Genomic DNA, 16,088 nt, shown 5'->3' on the forward strand with positions numbered 1-16,088 from the left:
CAGATACCGATTGTAATACTTGCGGAACGTCTGCGAGCAGGTCCCGTGGTGCCGGTAGAAGTCGCCAACCCGCTTGAACAGCGGCGATCGCCCAGCCTTCACCGCCTCATACTCCGGAATCAGAAAACGCCACTTCTGCAGATAGTTGCGCTCAATCGTCCGGTCGTAGCTATTGTCGCGCATCGGATCCGTCCTCCAGCGGAGCGATCCAATCAGCGAATTAGTGAACATGCACAATTGCGAGCGCAGCGAAGCAATCCAGAAATGCATCTGCGGAGGGACTCTGGATTGCTTCGTCGCAAGAGCTCCTCGCAATGACGCGGGGAGGCAGTGGGGCCCAAACAAAAACCCCGGCCTCGCGGCCGGGGTTGGTATCCGTTCTCTCGTCGCAGTGCTTAGTCGCGCTGGCCGAGGAGCTGCAGAAGCAGCGTGAACAGGTTGATGAAGTTCAGGTACAGCGACAGCGCGCCGGTGATGGCCGCACGCTCTGCGATGTCACCGCCGGCCGAGGCGTAGCCGTAGATGTAGTCGTTCTTCAGCCGCTGGGTATCCCAGGCGGTGAGGCCCGCGAACACCAGCACGCCGACCACGGACACGATGAACTGCAGCATCGAGCTCGCCAGGAACAGGTTCACCAGGCTGGCGATGATGATGCCGATCAGGCCCATGAACAGGAACGAGCCCATCCCGGTCAGGTCACGCTTGGTGGTGTAGCCGTAGAGGCTGAGCGCACCGAAGGTCGCCGCGGTGATGAAGAACACCCGCACGATCGAGGTGTGCGTGAACACTAGGAAGATCGATGACAGCGAGATGCCCATCAGCGCCGAGAACACCCAGAACAGGATCTGGGCGGTCGAGGGAGCCAGACGGTTGATGCCTGCCGAGATCACGAACACCATGGCGAGCGGCGCGAGCATGAACAGCCACTTCAGGGGGCTGACGAACATCGCATAGCCGAACGGCGTCAGGAACAGCTTGCCGACGCGGACGGCTTCCGGGGTCGGAACGTCAGTCACGGCGGCCATGTAGACGCCGAGTGCGGCAAGGCCCGTGATGGCGAGGCCAATGCTCATGTAGTTGTAGATGCGCAGCATGTAGGCGCGCAGACCGGCGTCGACCGTCGCGGCGTCAACACGCCCGGCGGCCCTGCCGAATGGAGAAGCGTAGTTACGGTCTAGGTCCGACATGGTCGATTCCCGTTGGTTGGCCGGTCCGGCATGAGGGTCGCCATGCCGCCGGTTCGTCAAATTCTATCTCGGATACCGATGTCTGCCGACTAAATTTTGGCTAACAATCGGGGCTCCGAACCCATTCGATATGTGGGAAACTAACACATACGCTGCAACCTTCCACGCGCGGCTGAATGTCGCCCTTGGCGGCAATCCTGACGCGAACCTGACGAGCAGTCGTGGTTAACCGCGGGAATCGTGCGATTTCGCACCCGCGCGGCGTCCCGCTACCTTTTGTCACAAATTCCGCAACACCGTGGCGGGCTTTTTGTTCAACGCCAGGAGCGTGCCGGCGAGCCCGAGCCCGACGGTGACGACCAGGGCGGCCACGACCACGCCGGCTGCGCTGCCGGCCTGCCAGACGAAGCTGAGCGTCATCAGCCGCGTCACGATCATCCAGGCGGCGATGCTGCCGGCGATCACGCCGAAGACCGCGGTGGCGAGCCCGATCAGGAGGTATTCGAGCGCATAGGCGCCGAGCAGCCGCAGCCGCGTCGCGCCCAGCGTCTTCAGGATCACCGCATCGTAGACCCGGTGGCGATGGCCGGCGGCGAGCGCCCCGCCGAGCACCAGGATCGCCGAGATCAGGGTCACGGCGCTGGCGCCGCGGATCGCCAGCGCAAGATTGGTCACGACCGAGCCGACCGTCTCCATCACCTCGCGCACGCGCACGCTCGTCACCATCGGATAGGTGTCGGCGACCTGCTTGATGATCCTGCCGTCGCCTTCGGCGCTGCCGCCGGCTACGGTCAGCGTCGCGATGTGGGTGTGCGGCGCGCCCTTGAAGGCGTTCGGCGAGAACACCAGGACGAAATTGATGCCGAGGCCCTGCCAGTCGATGTTGCGCAGATTGCTGATCTTCGCCGGGATGTCGCGGCCGAGCACGTTGACCACGACCTCGTCGCCGAGCTTGAGGCCGAGCCCGTCTGCGATCTTCTTCTCCATCGAGACCAGCGGCGGGCCGGAATAGTCCGCGCTCCACCACTCGCCCTCGACCACCTTGGAGCCCTTCGGCAGCTCGGCGGTATAGGTGAGGCCGCGGTCGCTTTGCAGCACCCATTCGGAATCGGTCGTCGGCTTGAGCTCTTCGGCGCGGACGCCGCGTGCGGCGACGATGCGCCCGCGCAGCATCGGCACGTCCTCGACCTTGGCGCCGGGCGCGATCTGGCGCAGATAGCCGTCGAACTGCACCGCCTGCGTGCTCGGAATGTCGATGAAGAAGAACGACGGCGCCTGATCGGGCAGGGCCGCGAGGAACTGCCGGCGCAGATTGCCGTCGATCTGGGTGATGGTGACGAGCACGGCGAGCCCGAGGCCGAGCGAGAGCACGACCGAAGGCGTCAGCGCGCCCGGCCGGTGGATGTTGGCGATCGCGAGCCGCAGCATCGGCAGGCGCGTCCGCGGCAGCCGCCGCGCGATCGTCATCAGCAGGGCGGCGATGCCGCGCAGCAGCGCGAACACGACGACCGAGGACGCCACGAATACCGCAGCGATACGCTTGTCGAAGGACAGGCCGATCACGACCGCGACGAGCAGGGCGATCACGACGCCCATGAACGCGAGATAGCTCCAGCGCGGCCGGTGCCATTCGGAGCTGATGGTGTCGCGGAACAATGCGGCGACCGGCACGTCGTGCACCCGTCCGAGCGGCCACAGGCCGAAGGCGAGCGCGGTCAACAGGCCGTAGACGAAGGACAGCGCGAGCTCGTCGGCGTGCACCGCCGGCACCACCGGCAACGGCAACAGCTTGCCGAACAGCCCGACGATGGCGAAGGGCATGGCGGCGCCGAGCGCAAGCCCGATCACGGACCCGATCGCTGCCAGCAGGACGACCTGGGCGAGATAGATGCCGAACACGTCGCGGCCCGTGGCGCCGACGGCCTTGAACGCCGCGATCACCTCGAGCTTCCGGTCGATATGGCTCTTCACCGCGTTGGCGACGCCGACGCCGCCGACCAGCAGTGCGGCGAGGCCGACCAGGGTCAGGAACTGCGTGAAGCGGCTGATGTTGCGCTCGAGCTGCGGCGAGGCGTTGGAGCGGCTGCGGACTTCCCAGCCGGCCTGCGGCGCGGCGTTGCGCGCATCGGCGATGAAGGCGTCGGTAGCGCGCTCGTTGTTGGCGGCGTCAGGCAGCTTCACCCGGTAGACCCAGCGCACCAGGCTGCCGGGCTGGATCAGGCCTGTCGCCCGCAGGGCTGCCTCGCTGATCAGGAAGCGCGGGCCGAAGCCGATGCCGCCGGCGAGCTTGTCGGGCTCGGCTTCGACGGTGCTGCGGATCTGGAAGGTCGCCGCGCCGATGGTGACGCGGTCGCCGGTCTTGAGCGAGAGCCGCGCCAGCAGCGTCGGATCGGCCGCCGCGCCGAACGCACCGTCACGTTCTGCAAGGATGTCGGACATCGCAAGCGGCGGCACCAGCGTCAATTGGCCGAGCATCGGATAGGTGTCGTCGACTGCCTTCATCTCGACCAGCGCGAGCTTGCCCTCGGCCGAGCGCGCCATGCCGCGCAGGGTTGCGGCGGTCGAGACGGTGCCGCGCGAACGCAGGAAGGCGACTTCTTCAGGCTTGGCCTCGCGCTGGAACAGCACGAAGGAGACGTCGCCGCCGAGCAGCGTGCGGCCTTCGCGGGCGAGACCGTCGGAGAGACTCGCCGACACCGAGCCGACACCGGCGATCGCCATCACGCCGAGCGCGATGCAGGCAATGAAGACGTAGAAGCCGCGCAGGCCCCCGCGCAATTCGCGCAGCGCGTAGCGGAGCGACAATGCGGCGGCGTTGGGCCGTACGAATGGTTCGGCCGCGGTGCTCATGCCGGCGCAGACTGCGTGTCGATGCGCCCGGAGCGCAGGCGGATCACGCGATCGCAGCGATGCGCTAGCGAGGAATCGTGCGTGACCAGCACCAGGGTCATGCCGCGCTCGGCATGCTTGGTGAAGAGCAGGTCGACGATCTGTTTTCCGGTCGCCTCGTCGAGATTGCCGGTCGGCTCGTCGGCGACGAGGATGGCGGGATCGGGCGCCAGCGCGCGGGCGAGCGCGACGCGCTGCTGCTCGCCGCCGGAAAGCTGCGTCGGATAATGATGCAGGCGGTCGCCGAGCCCGACCGATTGCAGCTCCTGCGCCGCGCGTATTGCGGCGTCGGGATTGCCGGCAAGCTCGAGCGGCACGGCGACGTTCTCCAGCGCCGTCATGGTCGGGATCAGATGGAAGGACTGGAAGACGATGCCGACCTGGCGGCCGCGGAAGCGGGCGAGCGCGTCCTCGTCGAGGGCATTGAAAGGCGTGCCGTTCACCACCACCTCTCCGCTATCAGGACGCTCCAGCCCCGCCATCACCATCAGCAGCGTGGATTTGCCCGAGCCTGACGGGCCGATCAGGCCAATCGTCTCGCCCGAGGCGACCCGCAGGCTGATATCCTTGAGGATGTGAACGCGTGCCGCGCCCGTACCCAATGAGAGATTGACGTTGGAGATGGCGATGGTGTCCGGCGCGGTGCCGGCGAGCGAAGAGGATTCGATGCGAGTGTCCATGGTCCGGTCATATGGCAAGTCCGATAGCGCGGTCGAGAGGCGTTACGGAATGTTCATGCACATAGCCGTGTTGATGCTCGCCTTGATGACAATTGCGACAGCGGCGTCGGCACAGGCACAGCCGGCCGCCAAACCGATCAAGCTGGTGGTCCTCGGCGATTCCTTGAGCGCGGGCCTTGGCCTTCCGGCCCAGGAGGCGTTCCCCGCAAAACTTCAAAAAGCCTTGCAGGCCAAAGGCATAGCGATTGACATGACCAATGCCGGGGTGTCCGGCGACACCGCCTCCGGCGGCCGCGACCGGCTCGACTGGTCGGTGCCTGAGGGAACCGAGGGCGTGATCGTCGAGCTCGGCGCCAACGACGCGCTGCGCGGCATCGATCCTGACCTGGCGCGCACCGCGCTGACCGACATCGTCCAGCGGCTGAAGGCGCGCAAGATCGCGGTGATGCTGTGCGGCATGCTGGCGCCGCCGAATTACGGCGCCGATTATGCCGCGCGCTTCAATTCGATTTATCCGGATCTGGCGAAACAATTCGACGTGCCGCTCTATCCGTTCTTTCTCGACGGCGTTGCGGCCGACGCCAAGCTCAACCAGGCCGACGGCATCCATCCGACCTCGGCCGGCGTCGACATCATCGTCGGCAACATGCTGCCCACGGTGGAGGCATTCTTGCGCAACATAAGCGAGCAACGCCGTTGAAAAGCAGGCAACGCCAACCGTAATTCCCAGGGTTTTCCCGGGGTGGCCCGCGCGATGCTTCGCAGAGTCACACAACTGCGATAGGAATCAGGGTACCGGTGATTCGTCGCCGGCTCTAAAATTTGGATAAGGTCTGCTTCAAGGGACCGTACCCAAGCATCGGGAGTGCGAAACGATGCCGCGTTTGTTCACTGGTCTGGAAATTCCGGCCGAGATCGGCCAGACGCTTTCCAACTTGAGGGGCGGCCTTCCCGGCGCCCGCTGGATCGATCCCGAAAATTATCACGTCACCTTGCGCTTCATCGGCGATATCGACGGCGTCTCCGCCAACGAGATCGCCTCGATGCTGTTTCGCGTCGACCGCAAGCCGTTCGAGGTGAAGGTGCAGGGGCTGACGAGCTTCGGTGGCCGCAAGCCGCGCGCGGTGGTCGCCACCATCGCGCCGAGCAGGCCGCTGATGGAATTGCAGGCCGAGCTCGAACGCATGATGCAGCGGATCGGCCTTAATCCGGAGGGACGCAAGTTCATCCCGCATGTCACGCTGGCCCGGCTGCACGACGCATCCGACCGCGACGTCGCCGACTATCTGTCGCTGCGCGGCTACTTCCCGAGCAAGGCGTTCACGGCCGAACGCTTCGTGCTGTTCTCGTCGCGCGCCTCCACCGGCGGCGGGCCGTATGTGGTCGAGGACGCCTACGAGCTGTGTGCGTGACACAACTCTCGTGCCCCGGCCGCAGAGCCGGGGCCCAGCGTTCCGCAACGGCCGATATTTGGCGATGAACGAAATAGTGGGTCCCGGCTCCGCGCCGTAGCGTAGCGCGTCCGGGACACGAAAGCGCATACCTCGGGCACCAATTCACGGCTTGCAATTTCCGTCCGTCTCTGGCGGTAAAGGGCCATGCTCTCGACCCCCAGTTCCTCATTCCGCGAGGCCTACCAGGCCCAGATCGCCGACGGCGCGATCGAGCCCGATGCCGCGCAGGCCGAAGTCGCCGAAGCCTATGCGGCGCTCGACCAGCGGCTCGCGGCTTACAAGCCGCAGCGCAAGCAGGGCCTGCTCAGCCGTCTGTTCAGCAGCGACAAGGACGAGGCGCCGCGCGGGCTCTACATCCACGGCGAGGTCGGCCGCGGCAAGACCATGCTGATGGATCTGTTCTTCCAGCACGCCTCGGTCGAACACAAGCGGCGCGCGCATTTCCACGAATTCATGGCCGATGTGCACGAGCGCATCTACGACTATCGCCAGAGCATCGCGCGCGGCGAGATCGCCGACGGCGACGTCATCGCGCTGACCGCGAACGCGATCTTCGAGGAGAGCTGGCTGCTCTGCTTCGACGAATTCCACGTCACCGACATCGCGGACGCGATGATCCTGGGGCGCCTGTTCGCCAAATTGTTCGAGCTCGGCACCGTGGTGGTCGCAACCTCCAACGTCGCGCCCGACGATCTCTACAAGGGCGGCCTCAACCGTTCGCTGTTCCTGCCCTTCATCAAGCAGATCACCGATCACATGGACGTCGCGCGGCTCGATGCGCGCACAGATTTCCGGCTGGAGAAGCTTCAGGGCGTGCCGATGTGGCTGACGCCGGCGGACGGCGATGCGGATGCCGCGCTCGACCGCGCCTGGTCGCGGATGAGCGGCGGCGCCAAATGCAAGTCGCGGGATATTTCGATCAAGGGCCGCATCCTGCACGTGCCGTGCTCGGCCCATGGCGTGGCGCGGTTCTCGTTCGCCGATCTCTGCGAGAAGCCGCTCGGCGCATCGGATTACCTCAGGCTCGCGCACGACTATCACACCATCCTGGTCGACCATATTCCAGTGATGGACCTCTCCCAGCGCAACGCCGCCAAGCGCTTCATCACGCTGATCGATACGCTCTATGACAATGCCGTGAAGCTGATGGCCTCGGCCGACGCCAACCCGATCTCGCTGTACCTCGCCGACGAGGGCAACGAGGCCAACGAGTTCAAGCGGACCGCCTCGCGCCTGATCGAAATGAGCTCGGAATCCTATCTGGCGCTGGCTCACGGCCGCAAGGATTCCACCGCCAGCGGCTCCACCAAGGGCCTGGTGGAGACTTAAGTCCTATGCGGCCGTCATTCCGGGGCGTCGCGAAGCGACGAGCCCGGAATCTATTCATCAGCGTGTTCTGCCGCCCGATGGATTCCCGGCTCGCGACTTTCGTCGCGCCCCGGAATGACGGGGCCGCGTGCCCGAGGCATCGGCAAGCCCGACAATTGGGCATCCACCGACTTGAACGGGCGAGGCGAAAGGGATAACCACCCTCTCAGTTTTCCCTCCTTACGTGTCTAAAGGACAGGTTCACATGGCGCGCGACAAGATTGCTTTGATTGGCTCCGGTCAGATCGGCGGAACGCTGGCTCACCTCATCGGCCTGAAAGAACTGGGCGACGTCGTGATGTTCGACATCGCCGAGGGCGTGCCGCAGGGCAAGGCGCTCGACATTGCGCAGTCCTCGCCGGTCGACGGCTTTGACGCGCACTACACCGGCGCGAACTCCTACGAGGCACTCGACAACGCCAAGGTCTGCATCGTCACCGCCGGCGTGCCGCGCAAGCCCGGCATGAGCCGCGACGATCTCCTCTCCATCAACCTCAAGGTCATGGAGCAGGTCGGCGCCGGCATCAAGAAGTACGCTCCCGACGCTTTCGTCATCTGCATCACCAACCCGCTCGACGCGATGGTCTGGGCGCTGCAGAAGGCCTCGGGCCTGCCGCACAAGAAGGTCGTCGGCATGGCCGGCGTGCTGGATTCGGCGCGCTTCCGCTACTTCCTGGCCGACGAGTTCAACGTGTCCGTTGAAGATGTCACCGCCTTCGTGCTCGGCGGTCATGGCGACACCATGGTGCCGCTGGTGAAGTACTCCACCGTCGCCGGCATCCCGCTGCCCGACCTCGTCAAGATGGGCTGGACCTCGCAGGCGCGCCTCGACGAGATCGTCGACCGCACCCGCAACGGCGGCGCCGAGATCGTCAACCTGCTCAAGACCGGTTCGGCCTTCTATGCCCCGGCTGCATCCGCGATCGCGATGGCCGAGAGCTATCTGCGCGACAAGAAGCGCGTGCTGCCCTCGGCCGCGTACCTGAACGGCGAATATGGCGTGAAGGACATGTATGTCGGCGTGCCCGTCGTGATCGGCTCCAAGGGCGTCGAGCGCGTCGTCGAGATCGAGCTCGCCGGCAAGGACCGCGAAGCCTTCGACAAGTCGGTCGGCGCGGTGCAGGGCCTGGTCGACGCCTGCAAGAAGATCGCCCCCGATCTTCTCGGCCGCTAAGGCAAGACAATTCCCGCCGAAGATCGAAACCCGGTCTTCGGCGGTTTCACTTCCGGACCCCGACTGCAACCCTTGTTGAAGGCTTGGCGGGTTCCGGCTCAGCAGTCCAGAGATCGATGTCAAAGAATCCGGGTTGCAGTTCCTGTGGTATATGGTATGCCAGCCACAAGACTGAGGTGGGCCTACGAGGTCACCGCCCGCGGGTTCAGGGAGCGACCATATGAATATCCATGAATATCAGGCCAAAGCGCTGCTGGGTGAGTTCGGCGTGCCGATCTCAAAGGGCGTCCCGGTCCTCAAGGCCGCAGACGCGGAAGCCGCCGCCAAGGCGCTGCCGGGCCCGGTCTATGTGGTGAAGAGCCAGATCCACGCCGGTGGCCGCGGCAAGGGCAAGTTCAAGGAAGCCTCCGCCGGCGACAAGGGCGGCGTCCGCATCGCCAAGTCGGCCGCCGAGGTCACTGAATTCGCCAAGCAGATGCTCGGTGCCACGCTGGTGACGATCCAGACCGGCCCGGCCGGCAAGCAGGTCAACCGCCTCTACATCGAGGACGGCTCCGACATCGACAAGGAGTTCTACCTTTCGCTCCTGGTCGACCGCGAGACCTCGCGCGTCTCCTTCGTTGTCTCGACCGAAGGCGGCGTCAACATCGAGGACGTCGCGCACAACACGCCCGAGAAGATCGTCACCTTCTCGGTCGATCCCGCGACCGGCATCATGGGCCATCACGGCCGCACCGTCGCCAACGCGCTCAAACTCTCCGGCGATCTTGCCAAGCAGGCCGAGAAGCTCACCGCGCAGCTCTACGCGGCGTTCGTCGCCAAGGACATGTCGATGCTGGAGATCAACCCGCTGGTCGTGACCAAGCAGGGTCAGCTCCGCGTGCTCGACGCCAAGGTGTCGTTCGACGACAATGCGCTGTTCCGTCATCCCGAGGTGCTCGCGCTGCGCGACGAGACCGAAGAAGACGCCAAGGAAATCGAGGCGTCCAAGTACGACCTCAACTACGTCACCCTCGACGGCAACATCGGCTGCATGGTCAACGGCGCCGGTCTCGCCATGGCGACGATGGACATCATCAAGCTCTACGGCATGGCGCCGGCGAACTTCCTCGACGTCGGCGGCAGCGCCAGCAAGGAGAAGGTCGCGGCCGCCTTCAAGATCATCACCGCCGATCCCAACGTGAAGGGCATCCTGGTCAACATCTTCGGCGGCATCATGAAGTGCGACGTGATCGCCGAGGGCGTCACGGCTGCCGTGCGCGAGGTCGGCCTCAGCGTGCCGCTGGTGGTTCGCCTCGAAGGCACCAATGTCGAGCTGGGCAAGAAGATCATCCGTGAATCCGGTCTGAACGTGGTGCCGGCCGACAATCTCGACGACGCCGCGCAGAAGATCGTGAAGGCCGTCAAGGGAGGCTAAGGCCATGGCCCAAGACCATCTCGCCGCATCATCTCCGCTTGCAGAGCACACGCGCCTCGCCGCGTTCGCCGGCGAATGGGATGGCGAAGAGGTGGTCTTCCCGTCGCGCTGGAATGCGGGCGGGCCGGCCACCTCGCATGTCGTCGCGCGCATGGACCTGAACGGGTTCTACCTGATCCAGGACGCAATCCAGATGCGCGACGGCAAGCAGATCTTCGCCACCCACGGCCTCTTCACCTACGACCGCGACGACCGGACCTACAAATTGTTCTGGTACGACTCGCTCGGCTACACGCCGCCCTCGCCCGCCTCCGGCGGGTGGGTCGGCAAGACCCTGACGCTGGTGCGCGGCTCGCTCCGCGGCAACGCGCGCCACGTCTACGAGATCATCGACGACAATTCCTACTCGTTGAAGATTCAGTTCTCGCCGGATGCGGAAGGCTGGGCCGACGTGCTCACCGGCGTCTACCGCCGCATCCACTGACCTCTCACTCGTTAGTTTCGCGAAAGCAGACCTCATGTCCATCCTGATCGACAAGAACACCAAGGTCATCTGCCAGGGCTTCACCGGCAAGAACGGCACCTTCCACTCGGAGGCCGCGCTTGCCTACGGCACCAAGATGGTCGGCGGCACTTCGCCGGGCAAAGGCGGCTCGACGCATCTGGGTCTGCCGGTGTTCGACACCGTGCGCGAGGCGCGTGAGAAGACCGGTGCGGATGCGTCGGTGATCTACGTGCCGCCGCCGGGTGCGGCCGATGCGATCTGCGAAGCCATCGACGCCGAGATCCCGCTGATCGTCTGCATCACCGAAGGCATTCCTGTGATCGACATGGTCCGCGTGAAGCGCTCGCTGGCCGGTTCCAAGTCGCGCCTGATCGGGCCGAACTGCCCGGGCGTCATGACCGCCGGCGAATGCAAGATCGGCATCATGCCGGCCAACATCTTCAAGACCGGCAGCGTCGGCATCGTCTCCCGCTCCGGCACGCTGACCTATGAAGCCGTGTTCCAGACCTCGCAGGAAGGCCTCGGCCAGACCACCGCGGTCGGCATCGGCGGCGACCCGGTCAAGGGAACCGAGTTCATCGACGTGCTGGAAATGCTGCTCGCCGACCCCAAGACGGAATCGATCATCATGATCGGCGAGATCGGCGGTTCCGCCGAGGAGGACGCCGCCCAGTTCCTCAAGGACGAGGCCAAGCGCGGCCGCAAGAAGCCGATGGTCGGCTTCATCGCCGGTGTCACCGCCCCTCCCGGCCGCCGCATGGGCCACGCCGGCGCGATCATTTCGGGCGGCAAGGGCGACGCCGGTTCCAAGACCGACGCGATGAAATCGGCAGGGATTACAGTGTCGCCGTCTCCCGCGCGCCTCGGGCACACGCTTGCCGAAAAGTTGAAAGGCTAATTCACTTCTTCGTACTTTTCCGGGCGAAGTTTCGCAGCAAATAGGGTAAATGGTGCCAATCGCGCTGGGCCTCTGCCGGGGAGCCCAGCGCCAGCGCCGTTTGTTATGCGCGAACCGAAATCGCCAGGAACTCAAGTATGTCTCGCCAAGACGCGAACGCAGCCTTTGCCCTCTCCTCCTTTTTGCAGGGCACCAACGCCACCTACATCGACGAAATCTACGCCCGCTACGAAAAGGACCCATCCTCGGTCGACGCCGAATGGCAGGAGTTCTTCAAGAGCCTGAAGGACCAGCCGGACGACGTCCGCAAGAATGCCGAAGGCCCGTCCTGGGAGCGTGCCAACTGGCCGCTGACGCCGCAGGACGACCTGACCTCCGCCCTCGACGGCAATTGGGCCGAGGTCGAGAAGGCGGTCGGCACCAAGATCGCCGCCAAGGCGCAGGCCAAGGGTGTCGAGATCTCCTCCGCCGACGTGCTTCAGGCGACGCGCGACTCGGTCCGCGCGCTGATGCTGATCCGCTCCTACCGCATGCGCGGCCACTTCCACGCCAAGCTCGATCCGCTCGGCATCGAAGCTCAGCGCAACCGCGAAGAGCTCGATCCGCGCACCTACGGCTTCAGTGAAGCCGATTTCGACCGCAAGATCTTCCTCGATCACGTGCTGGGCCTCGAATACGCCAACTTGCGCGAGATCACCGCGATCTGCGAGCGCACCTACTGCCAGACGCTCGGCGTCGAGTTCATGCACATCAGCAATGCTGCGCAGAAGGCCTGGATCCAGGAGCGCATCGAGGGGCCGGACAAGGAGATCTCCTTCACCCGCGAAGGTCGCCGCGCCATCCTGATGAAGCTGGTCGAAGCCGAAGGCTTTGAAAAATTCTGCGACACCAAGTTCACCGGCACCAAGCGTTTCGGCCTCGACGGCGGCGAGTCGCTGATCCCCGCGCTGGAGCAGATCATCAAGCGCGGCGGCAATCTCGGCGTGAAGGAAGTCGTGCTCGGCATGCCGCATCGCGGCCGCCTCAACGTGCTGACGCAGGTGATGGGCAAGGCCCACCGCGCTCTGTTCCACGAATTCAAGGGCGGTTCGGCCAATCCGGATGCGGTCGAAGGCTCGGGCGACGTCAAGTATCATCTCGGCGCGTCCTCGGACCGCGAGTTCGACGGCAACCGCATCCATCTGTCGCTGACCGCCAACCCCTCGCATCTCGAGATCGTCGATCCCGTCGTGCTCGGCAAGGTCCGCGCCAAGCAGGACCAGCATGGTGACCCGCCGGACCAGCGCATCTCGGTGATGCCGCTTTTGATGCACGGCGACGCCGCATTCGCCGGCCAGGGCGTGGTCGCGGAATGCTTCGGTCTTTCCGACCTGAAGGGCTACCGCACCGGCGGCTCCGTCCACTTCATCGTCAACAACCAGATCGGCTTCACCACCTATCCGCGTTACTCGCGCTCCTCGCCCTATCCGTCGGATGTGGCGAAGATGATCGACGCGCCGATCTTCCACGTGAACGGCGACGATCCGGAAGCCGTGGTGTTCGCGGCCAAGGTCGCGACCGAATTCCGGCAGAAGTTCCACAAGCCGGTCGTCATCGACATGTGGTGCTATCGCCGCTACGGCCACAACGAGGGCGATGAGCCGGCGTTCACCCAGCCGGTCATGTACAAGCGGATCGCGGCCCATCCGTCGACGCTGTCGCTCTATGCCAAGCGCCTGATCGCCGAGGGCGTGGTCACCGAGGGCGAGGTCGACAAGCTGAAGGCCGACTGGCGCTCGCGGCTCGATGCCGAGTTCGAGGCCGGCACCTCCTACAAGCCGAACAAGGCCGACTGGCTCGACGGCAAGTGGGCCGGCTTCAAGATCGCCGACCAGGAAGAGGATGCGCGGCGCGGCGTCACCGGCGTCGACATCACCGCGCTGAAGGATATCGGCCGAAAGATCACCAAGGTGCCGGACGGCTTCCGCGTCCACCGCACCATCCAGCGTTTCCTCGACAACCGCGCCAAGGCGATCGACACCGGCGCGGGCATCGACTGGGCGACCGGCGAGGCGCTGGCGTTCTGCTCGCTGCTCAACGAGAACCACCATGTCCGCCTGTCCGGACAGGATTCGGAGCGCGGCACCTTCTCGCAGCGCCACTCGGTGCTGATCGACCAGGAGGACGAGAGCCGCTACACGCCGTTCAACCATCTCGGCCACGAGCAGGGCCATTACGAGGTCATCAACTCGCTGCTGTCGGAAGAAGCGGTGCTCGGCTTCGAATACGGCTACTCGCTCGCCGAGCCGAACACGCTGACCCTGTGGGAAGCGCAGTTCGGCGACTTCGCCAACGGCGCGCAGGTCGTGTTCGACCAGTTCATCTCCTCGGGCGAGCGCAAATGGCTGCGCATGTCCGGCCTCGTCTGCCTGCTGCCGCACGGCTATGAGGGCCAGGGACCGGAGCACTCCTCGGCGCGTCTCGAGCGTTATCTCCAGATGTCCGCCGAAGACAACATGCAGGTGGTCTATCCGACCACGCCGGCGAACTACTTCCACGTGCTGCGCCGCCAGCTGCATCGCGAGATCCGCAAGCCGCTGATCGTGATGACGCCGAAGTCGCTGCTGCGCCACAAGCGGGCGGTGTCGCGTCTCGAGGAGCTCGCGAAGGGAACGACCTTCCACCGCATCCTGTACGATGACGCCCAGATGCTGCCGAACGAGGCGATCAAGCTCGTCCCCGACGAGAAGGTCCGCCGCATCGTGCTCTGCTCCGGCAAGGTCTATTACGACCTCTACGAGGAGCGCGAGAAGCGCGGCATCGACGACATCTACCTGATGCGCGTCGAGCAGCTCTATCCGGTGCCGCTGAAGGCGCTGGTGGCCGAGCTGTCGCGCTTCAAGAAGGCCGAGATGGTGTGGTGCCAGGAAGAGCCCCGCAACATGGGTGCCTGGCACTTCATCGAGCCCTATCTGGAATGGGTGCTGAACCAGGTGAACGGCGTGAGCCGGCGTCCGCGTTATGTCGGCCGCGCCGCTTCCGCCGCGACCGCCACGGGTCTGATGTCCAAGCATCAGGCTCAGCTGAAGGCGTTCCTGGACGAAGCACTGAGCTAACCGAAATTCCAATTGTCATGCCCCGCGAAGGCGGGGCATCCAGTACGCCGCGGCGTCCGTTTGATCCATGATCGTCACGGTGTACTGGATCGTCCGCCTGCGCGGACGATGACGGCCAAAAACGATTAAGGAAAAGACCATGACTGAAATTCGTGTGCCGACGCTCGGCGAATCCGTCACCGAGGCCACCATCGGCCGCTGGTTCAAGAAGGCCGGCGACCCCGTCGCCGTCGATGAGCCCTTGGTGGAGCTCGAGACCGACAAGGTCACCATCGAAGTCCCGGCGCCCTCCGCCGGCACGCTGAGCGAGATCATCGCCGCTGACGGCGCGACCGTCGCTGTCGGCGCGCTGCTCGGCCAGATCACCGAAGGCGCCGCTGGCGCGGCCAAGCCGGCCGCTGCTCCCGCCAAGCCCGCTGCCGCTCCCGCCGCCGCGGCTGCTGCCGCATCGGCTCCGTCCGCGAAGGCCCCGCCGGCCGACGCGCCGCTCGCCCCGTCGGTGCGCAAGCTCTCGGCCGAGACCGGCATCGACGCTTCGACCGTTCCGGGCTCCGGCAAGGACGGCCGCGTCACCAAGGGCGACATGCTCGCCGCGATCGAGCGCGCCGCCTCCGCGCCGACCCCGGTCAACCAGCCCGCTGCCGCCGTTCAGGTGCGCGCGCCGTCGCCGGCCGATGACGCCGCCCGCGAAGAGCGCTTCAAGATGACCCGGCTGCGCCAGACCATCGCGCGTCGTCTGAAGGACGTGCAGAACACCGCGGCCATGCTCACGACCTTCAACGAGGTCGACATGACCAACGTCATGGCGCTGCGCGCGCACTACAAGGACGCGTTCGAGAAGAAGCATGGCTCGAAGCTCGGCTTCATGGGCTTCTTCACCAAGGCGGTCGTGCAGGCCCTGAAGGACATCCCGGCGGTCAACGCCGAGATCGACGGCACCGACCTGATCTACAAGAACTACTATCACATCGGCGTCGCCGTCGGCACCGACAAGGGCCTCGTCGTGCCCGTCGTGCGCGACTGCGACCACAAGTCGATCGCCGACATCGAGAAGGGCATCGCCGATTTCGGCCGCCGCGCCCGTGATGGCCAGCTCAAGATCGACGAGATGCAGGGCGGCACCTTCACCATCACCAATGGCGGCATCTACGGCTCGCTGATGTCGACCCCGATCCTGAACGCGCCGCAGTCCGGCATCCTCGGCATGCACAAGATCCAGGAGCGGCCGATGGTCGTCGGCGGCAAGATCGAGGTCCGCCCGATGATGTATCTGGCGCTGTCCTACGATCACCGCGTCATCGACGGCAAGGAAGCCGTCACCTTCCTGGTTCGCGTCAAGGAGAGCCTGGAGGATCCGGCGCGGCTGGTGCTCGATCTCTGATCGCTGATGCTCTGCGAGCGCCGTCGCCCTCTCGCGCGAC

Annotated in this window: 13 protein-coding genes; 9 read left to right on the forward strand and 4 right to left on the reverse strand. The window is 65.2% G+C overall.

Features of this window, described 5'->3' with window-relative positions; all coding sequences use genetic code 11:
• The 4 genes from A3M7_RS45155 to A3M7_RS0131625 all read right to left on the reverse strand — a co-directional run.
• A partial coding sequence (locus A3M7_RS45155; RefSeq protein WP_156937026.1) for a hypothetical protein occupies positions 1-183 on the reverse strand: 183 nt, incomplete at its 3' end.
• A 212-nt stretch (positions 184-395) separates the two neighbouring features.
• Positions 396-1,187: a Bax inhibitor-1/YccA family protein gene (locus tag A3M7_RS0131615; protein ID WP_025575992.1), complete on the reverse strand. Its 792-nt coding sequence runs from the start codon at positions 1,185-1,187 to the stop codon at positions 396-398.
• 279 nt (positions 1,188-1,466) lie between these two features.
• Complete coding sequence (locus A3M7_RS0131620) at positions 1,467-4,037, reverse strand: ABC transporter permease (RefSeq protein WP_027547529.1); 2,571 nt, start codon at positions 4,035-4,037, stop codon at positions 1,467-1,469.
• Positions 4,034-4,756, reverse strand: a complete 723-nt coding sequence (locus A3M7_RS0131625; protein WP_027547530.1) for an ABC transporter ATP-binding protein — start codon at positions 4,754-4,756, stop codon at positions 4,034-4,036. The genes A3M7_RS0131620 and A3M7_RS0131625 overlap by 4 nt, the downstream gene beginning before the upstream one ends.
• A 55-nt stretch (positions 4,757-4,811) precedes the next feature.
• On the opposite strand from A3M7_RS0131625, the gene A3M7_RS0131630 reads away from it, so the two are divergent.
• The 9 genes from A3M7_RS0131630 to odhB all read left to right on the forward strand — a co-directional run bounded on the left by A3M7_RS0131630 (position 4,812) and on the right by odhB (position 16,048).
• A complete protein-coding gene (locus A3M7_RS0131630; RefSeq protein WP_027547531.1) occupies positions 4,812-5,456 on the forward strand; it encodes an arylesterase in 645 nt (214 codons plus the stop codon).
• Positions 5,457-5,631: 175 nt separating this feature from the next.
• On the forward strand, positions 5,632-6,168 hold the full coding sequence (gene thpR, locus A3M7_RS0131635) for an RNA 2',3'-cyclic phosphodiesterase (RefSeq protein ID WP_027547532.1): 537 nt from the start codon (positions 5,632-5,634) through the stop codon (positions 6,166-6,168).
• A gap of 186 nt (positions 6,169-6,354) precedes the next feature.
• Positions 6,355-7,539, forward strand: a complete 1,185-nt coding sequence (zapE, locus tag A3M7_RS0131640) for a cell division protein ZapE (RefSeq protein ID WP_027547533.1) — start codon at positions 6,355-6,357, stop codon at positions 7,537-7,539.
• A gap of 244 nt (positions 7,540-7,783) precedes the next feature.
• Positions 7,784-8,752: a malate dehydrogenase gene (gene mdh / locus A3M7_RS0131645; protein ID WP_008145224.1), complete on the forward strand. Its 969-nt coding sequence runs from the start codon at positions 7,784-7,786 to the stop codon at positions 8,750-8,752.
• A gap of 220 nt (positions 8,753-8,972) precedes the next feature.
• Positions 8,973-10,169, forward strand: a complete 1,197-nt coding sequence (gene sucC, locus A3M7_RS0131650) for an ADP-forming succinate--CoA ligase subunit beta (RefSeq protein WP_027547534.1) — start codon at positions 8,973-8,975, stop codon at positions 10,167-10,169.
• Between the two features lie 4 nt (positions 10,170-10,173).
• Complete coding sequence (locus tag A3M7_RS0131655) at positions 10,174-10,653, forward strand: DUF1579 family protein (RefSeq protein ID WP_027547535.1); 480 nt, start codon at positions 10,174-10,176, stop codon at positions 10,651-10,653.
• A gap of 34 nt (positions 10,654-10,687) precedes the next feature.
• Entirely contained in the window at positions 10,688-11,572 is an 885-nt protein-coding gene (sucD, locus tag A3M7_RS0131660; RefSeq protein WP_027547536.1) for a succinate--CoA ligase subunit alpha, read from the forward strand.
• 137 nt (positions 11,573-11,709) lie between these two features.
• Positions 11,710-14,667, forward strand: a complete 2,958-nt coding sequence (locus tag A3M7_RS0131665) for a 2-oxoglutarate dehydrogenase E1 component (protein WP_027547537.1) — start codon at positions 11,710-11,712, stop codon at positions 14,665-14,667.
• A gap of 139 nt (positions 14,668-14,806) precedes the next feature.
• Positions 14,807-16,048: a 2-oxoglutarate dehydrogenase complex dihydrolipoyllysine-residue succinyltransferase gene (gene odhB / locus A3M7_RS0131675; protein ID WP_027547538.1), complete on the forward strand. Its 1,242-nt coding sequence runs from the start codon at positions 14,807-14,809 to the stop codon at positions 16,046-16,048.
• Positions 16,049-16,088 lie beyond the last annotated feature (40 nt).

The organism is Bradyrhizobium sp. WSM2254 (assembly GCF_000472645.1).
In the GTDB taxonomy this organism is placed as follows: domain Bacteria; phylum Pseudomonadota; class Alphaproteobacteria; order Rhizobiales; family Xanthobacteraceae; genus Bradyrhizobium; species Bradyrhizobium niftali.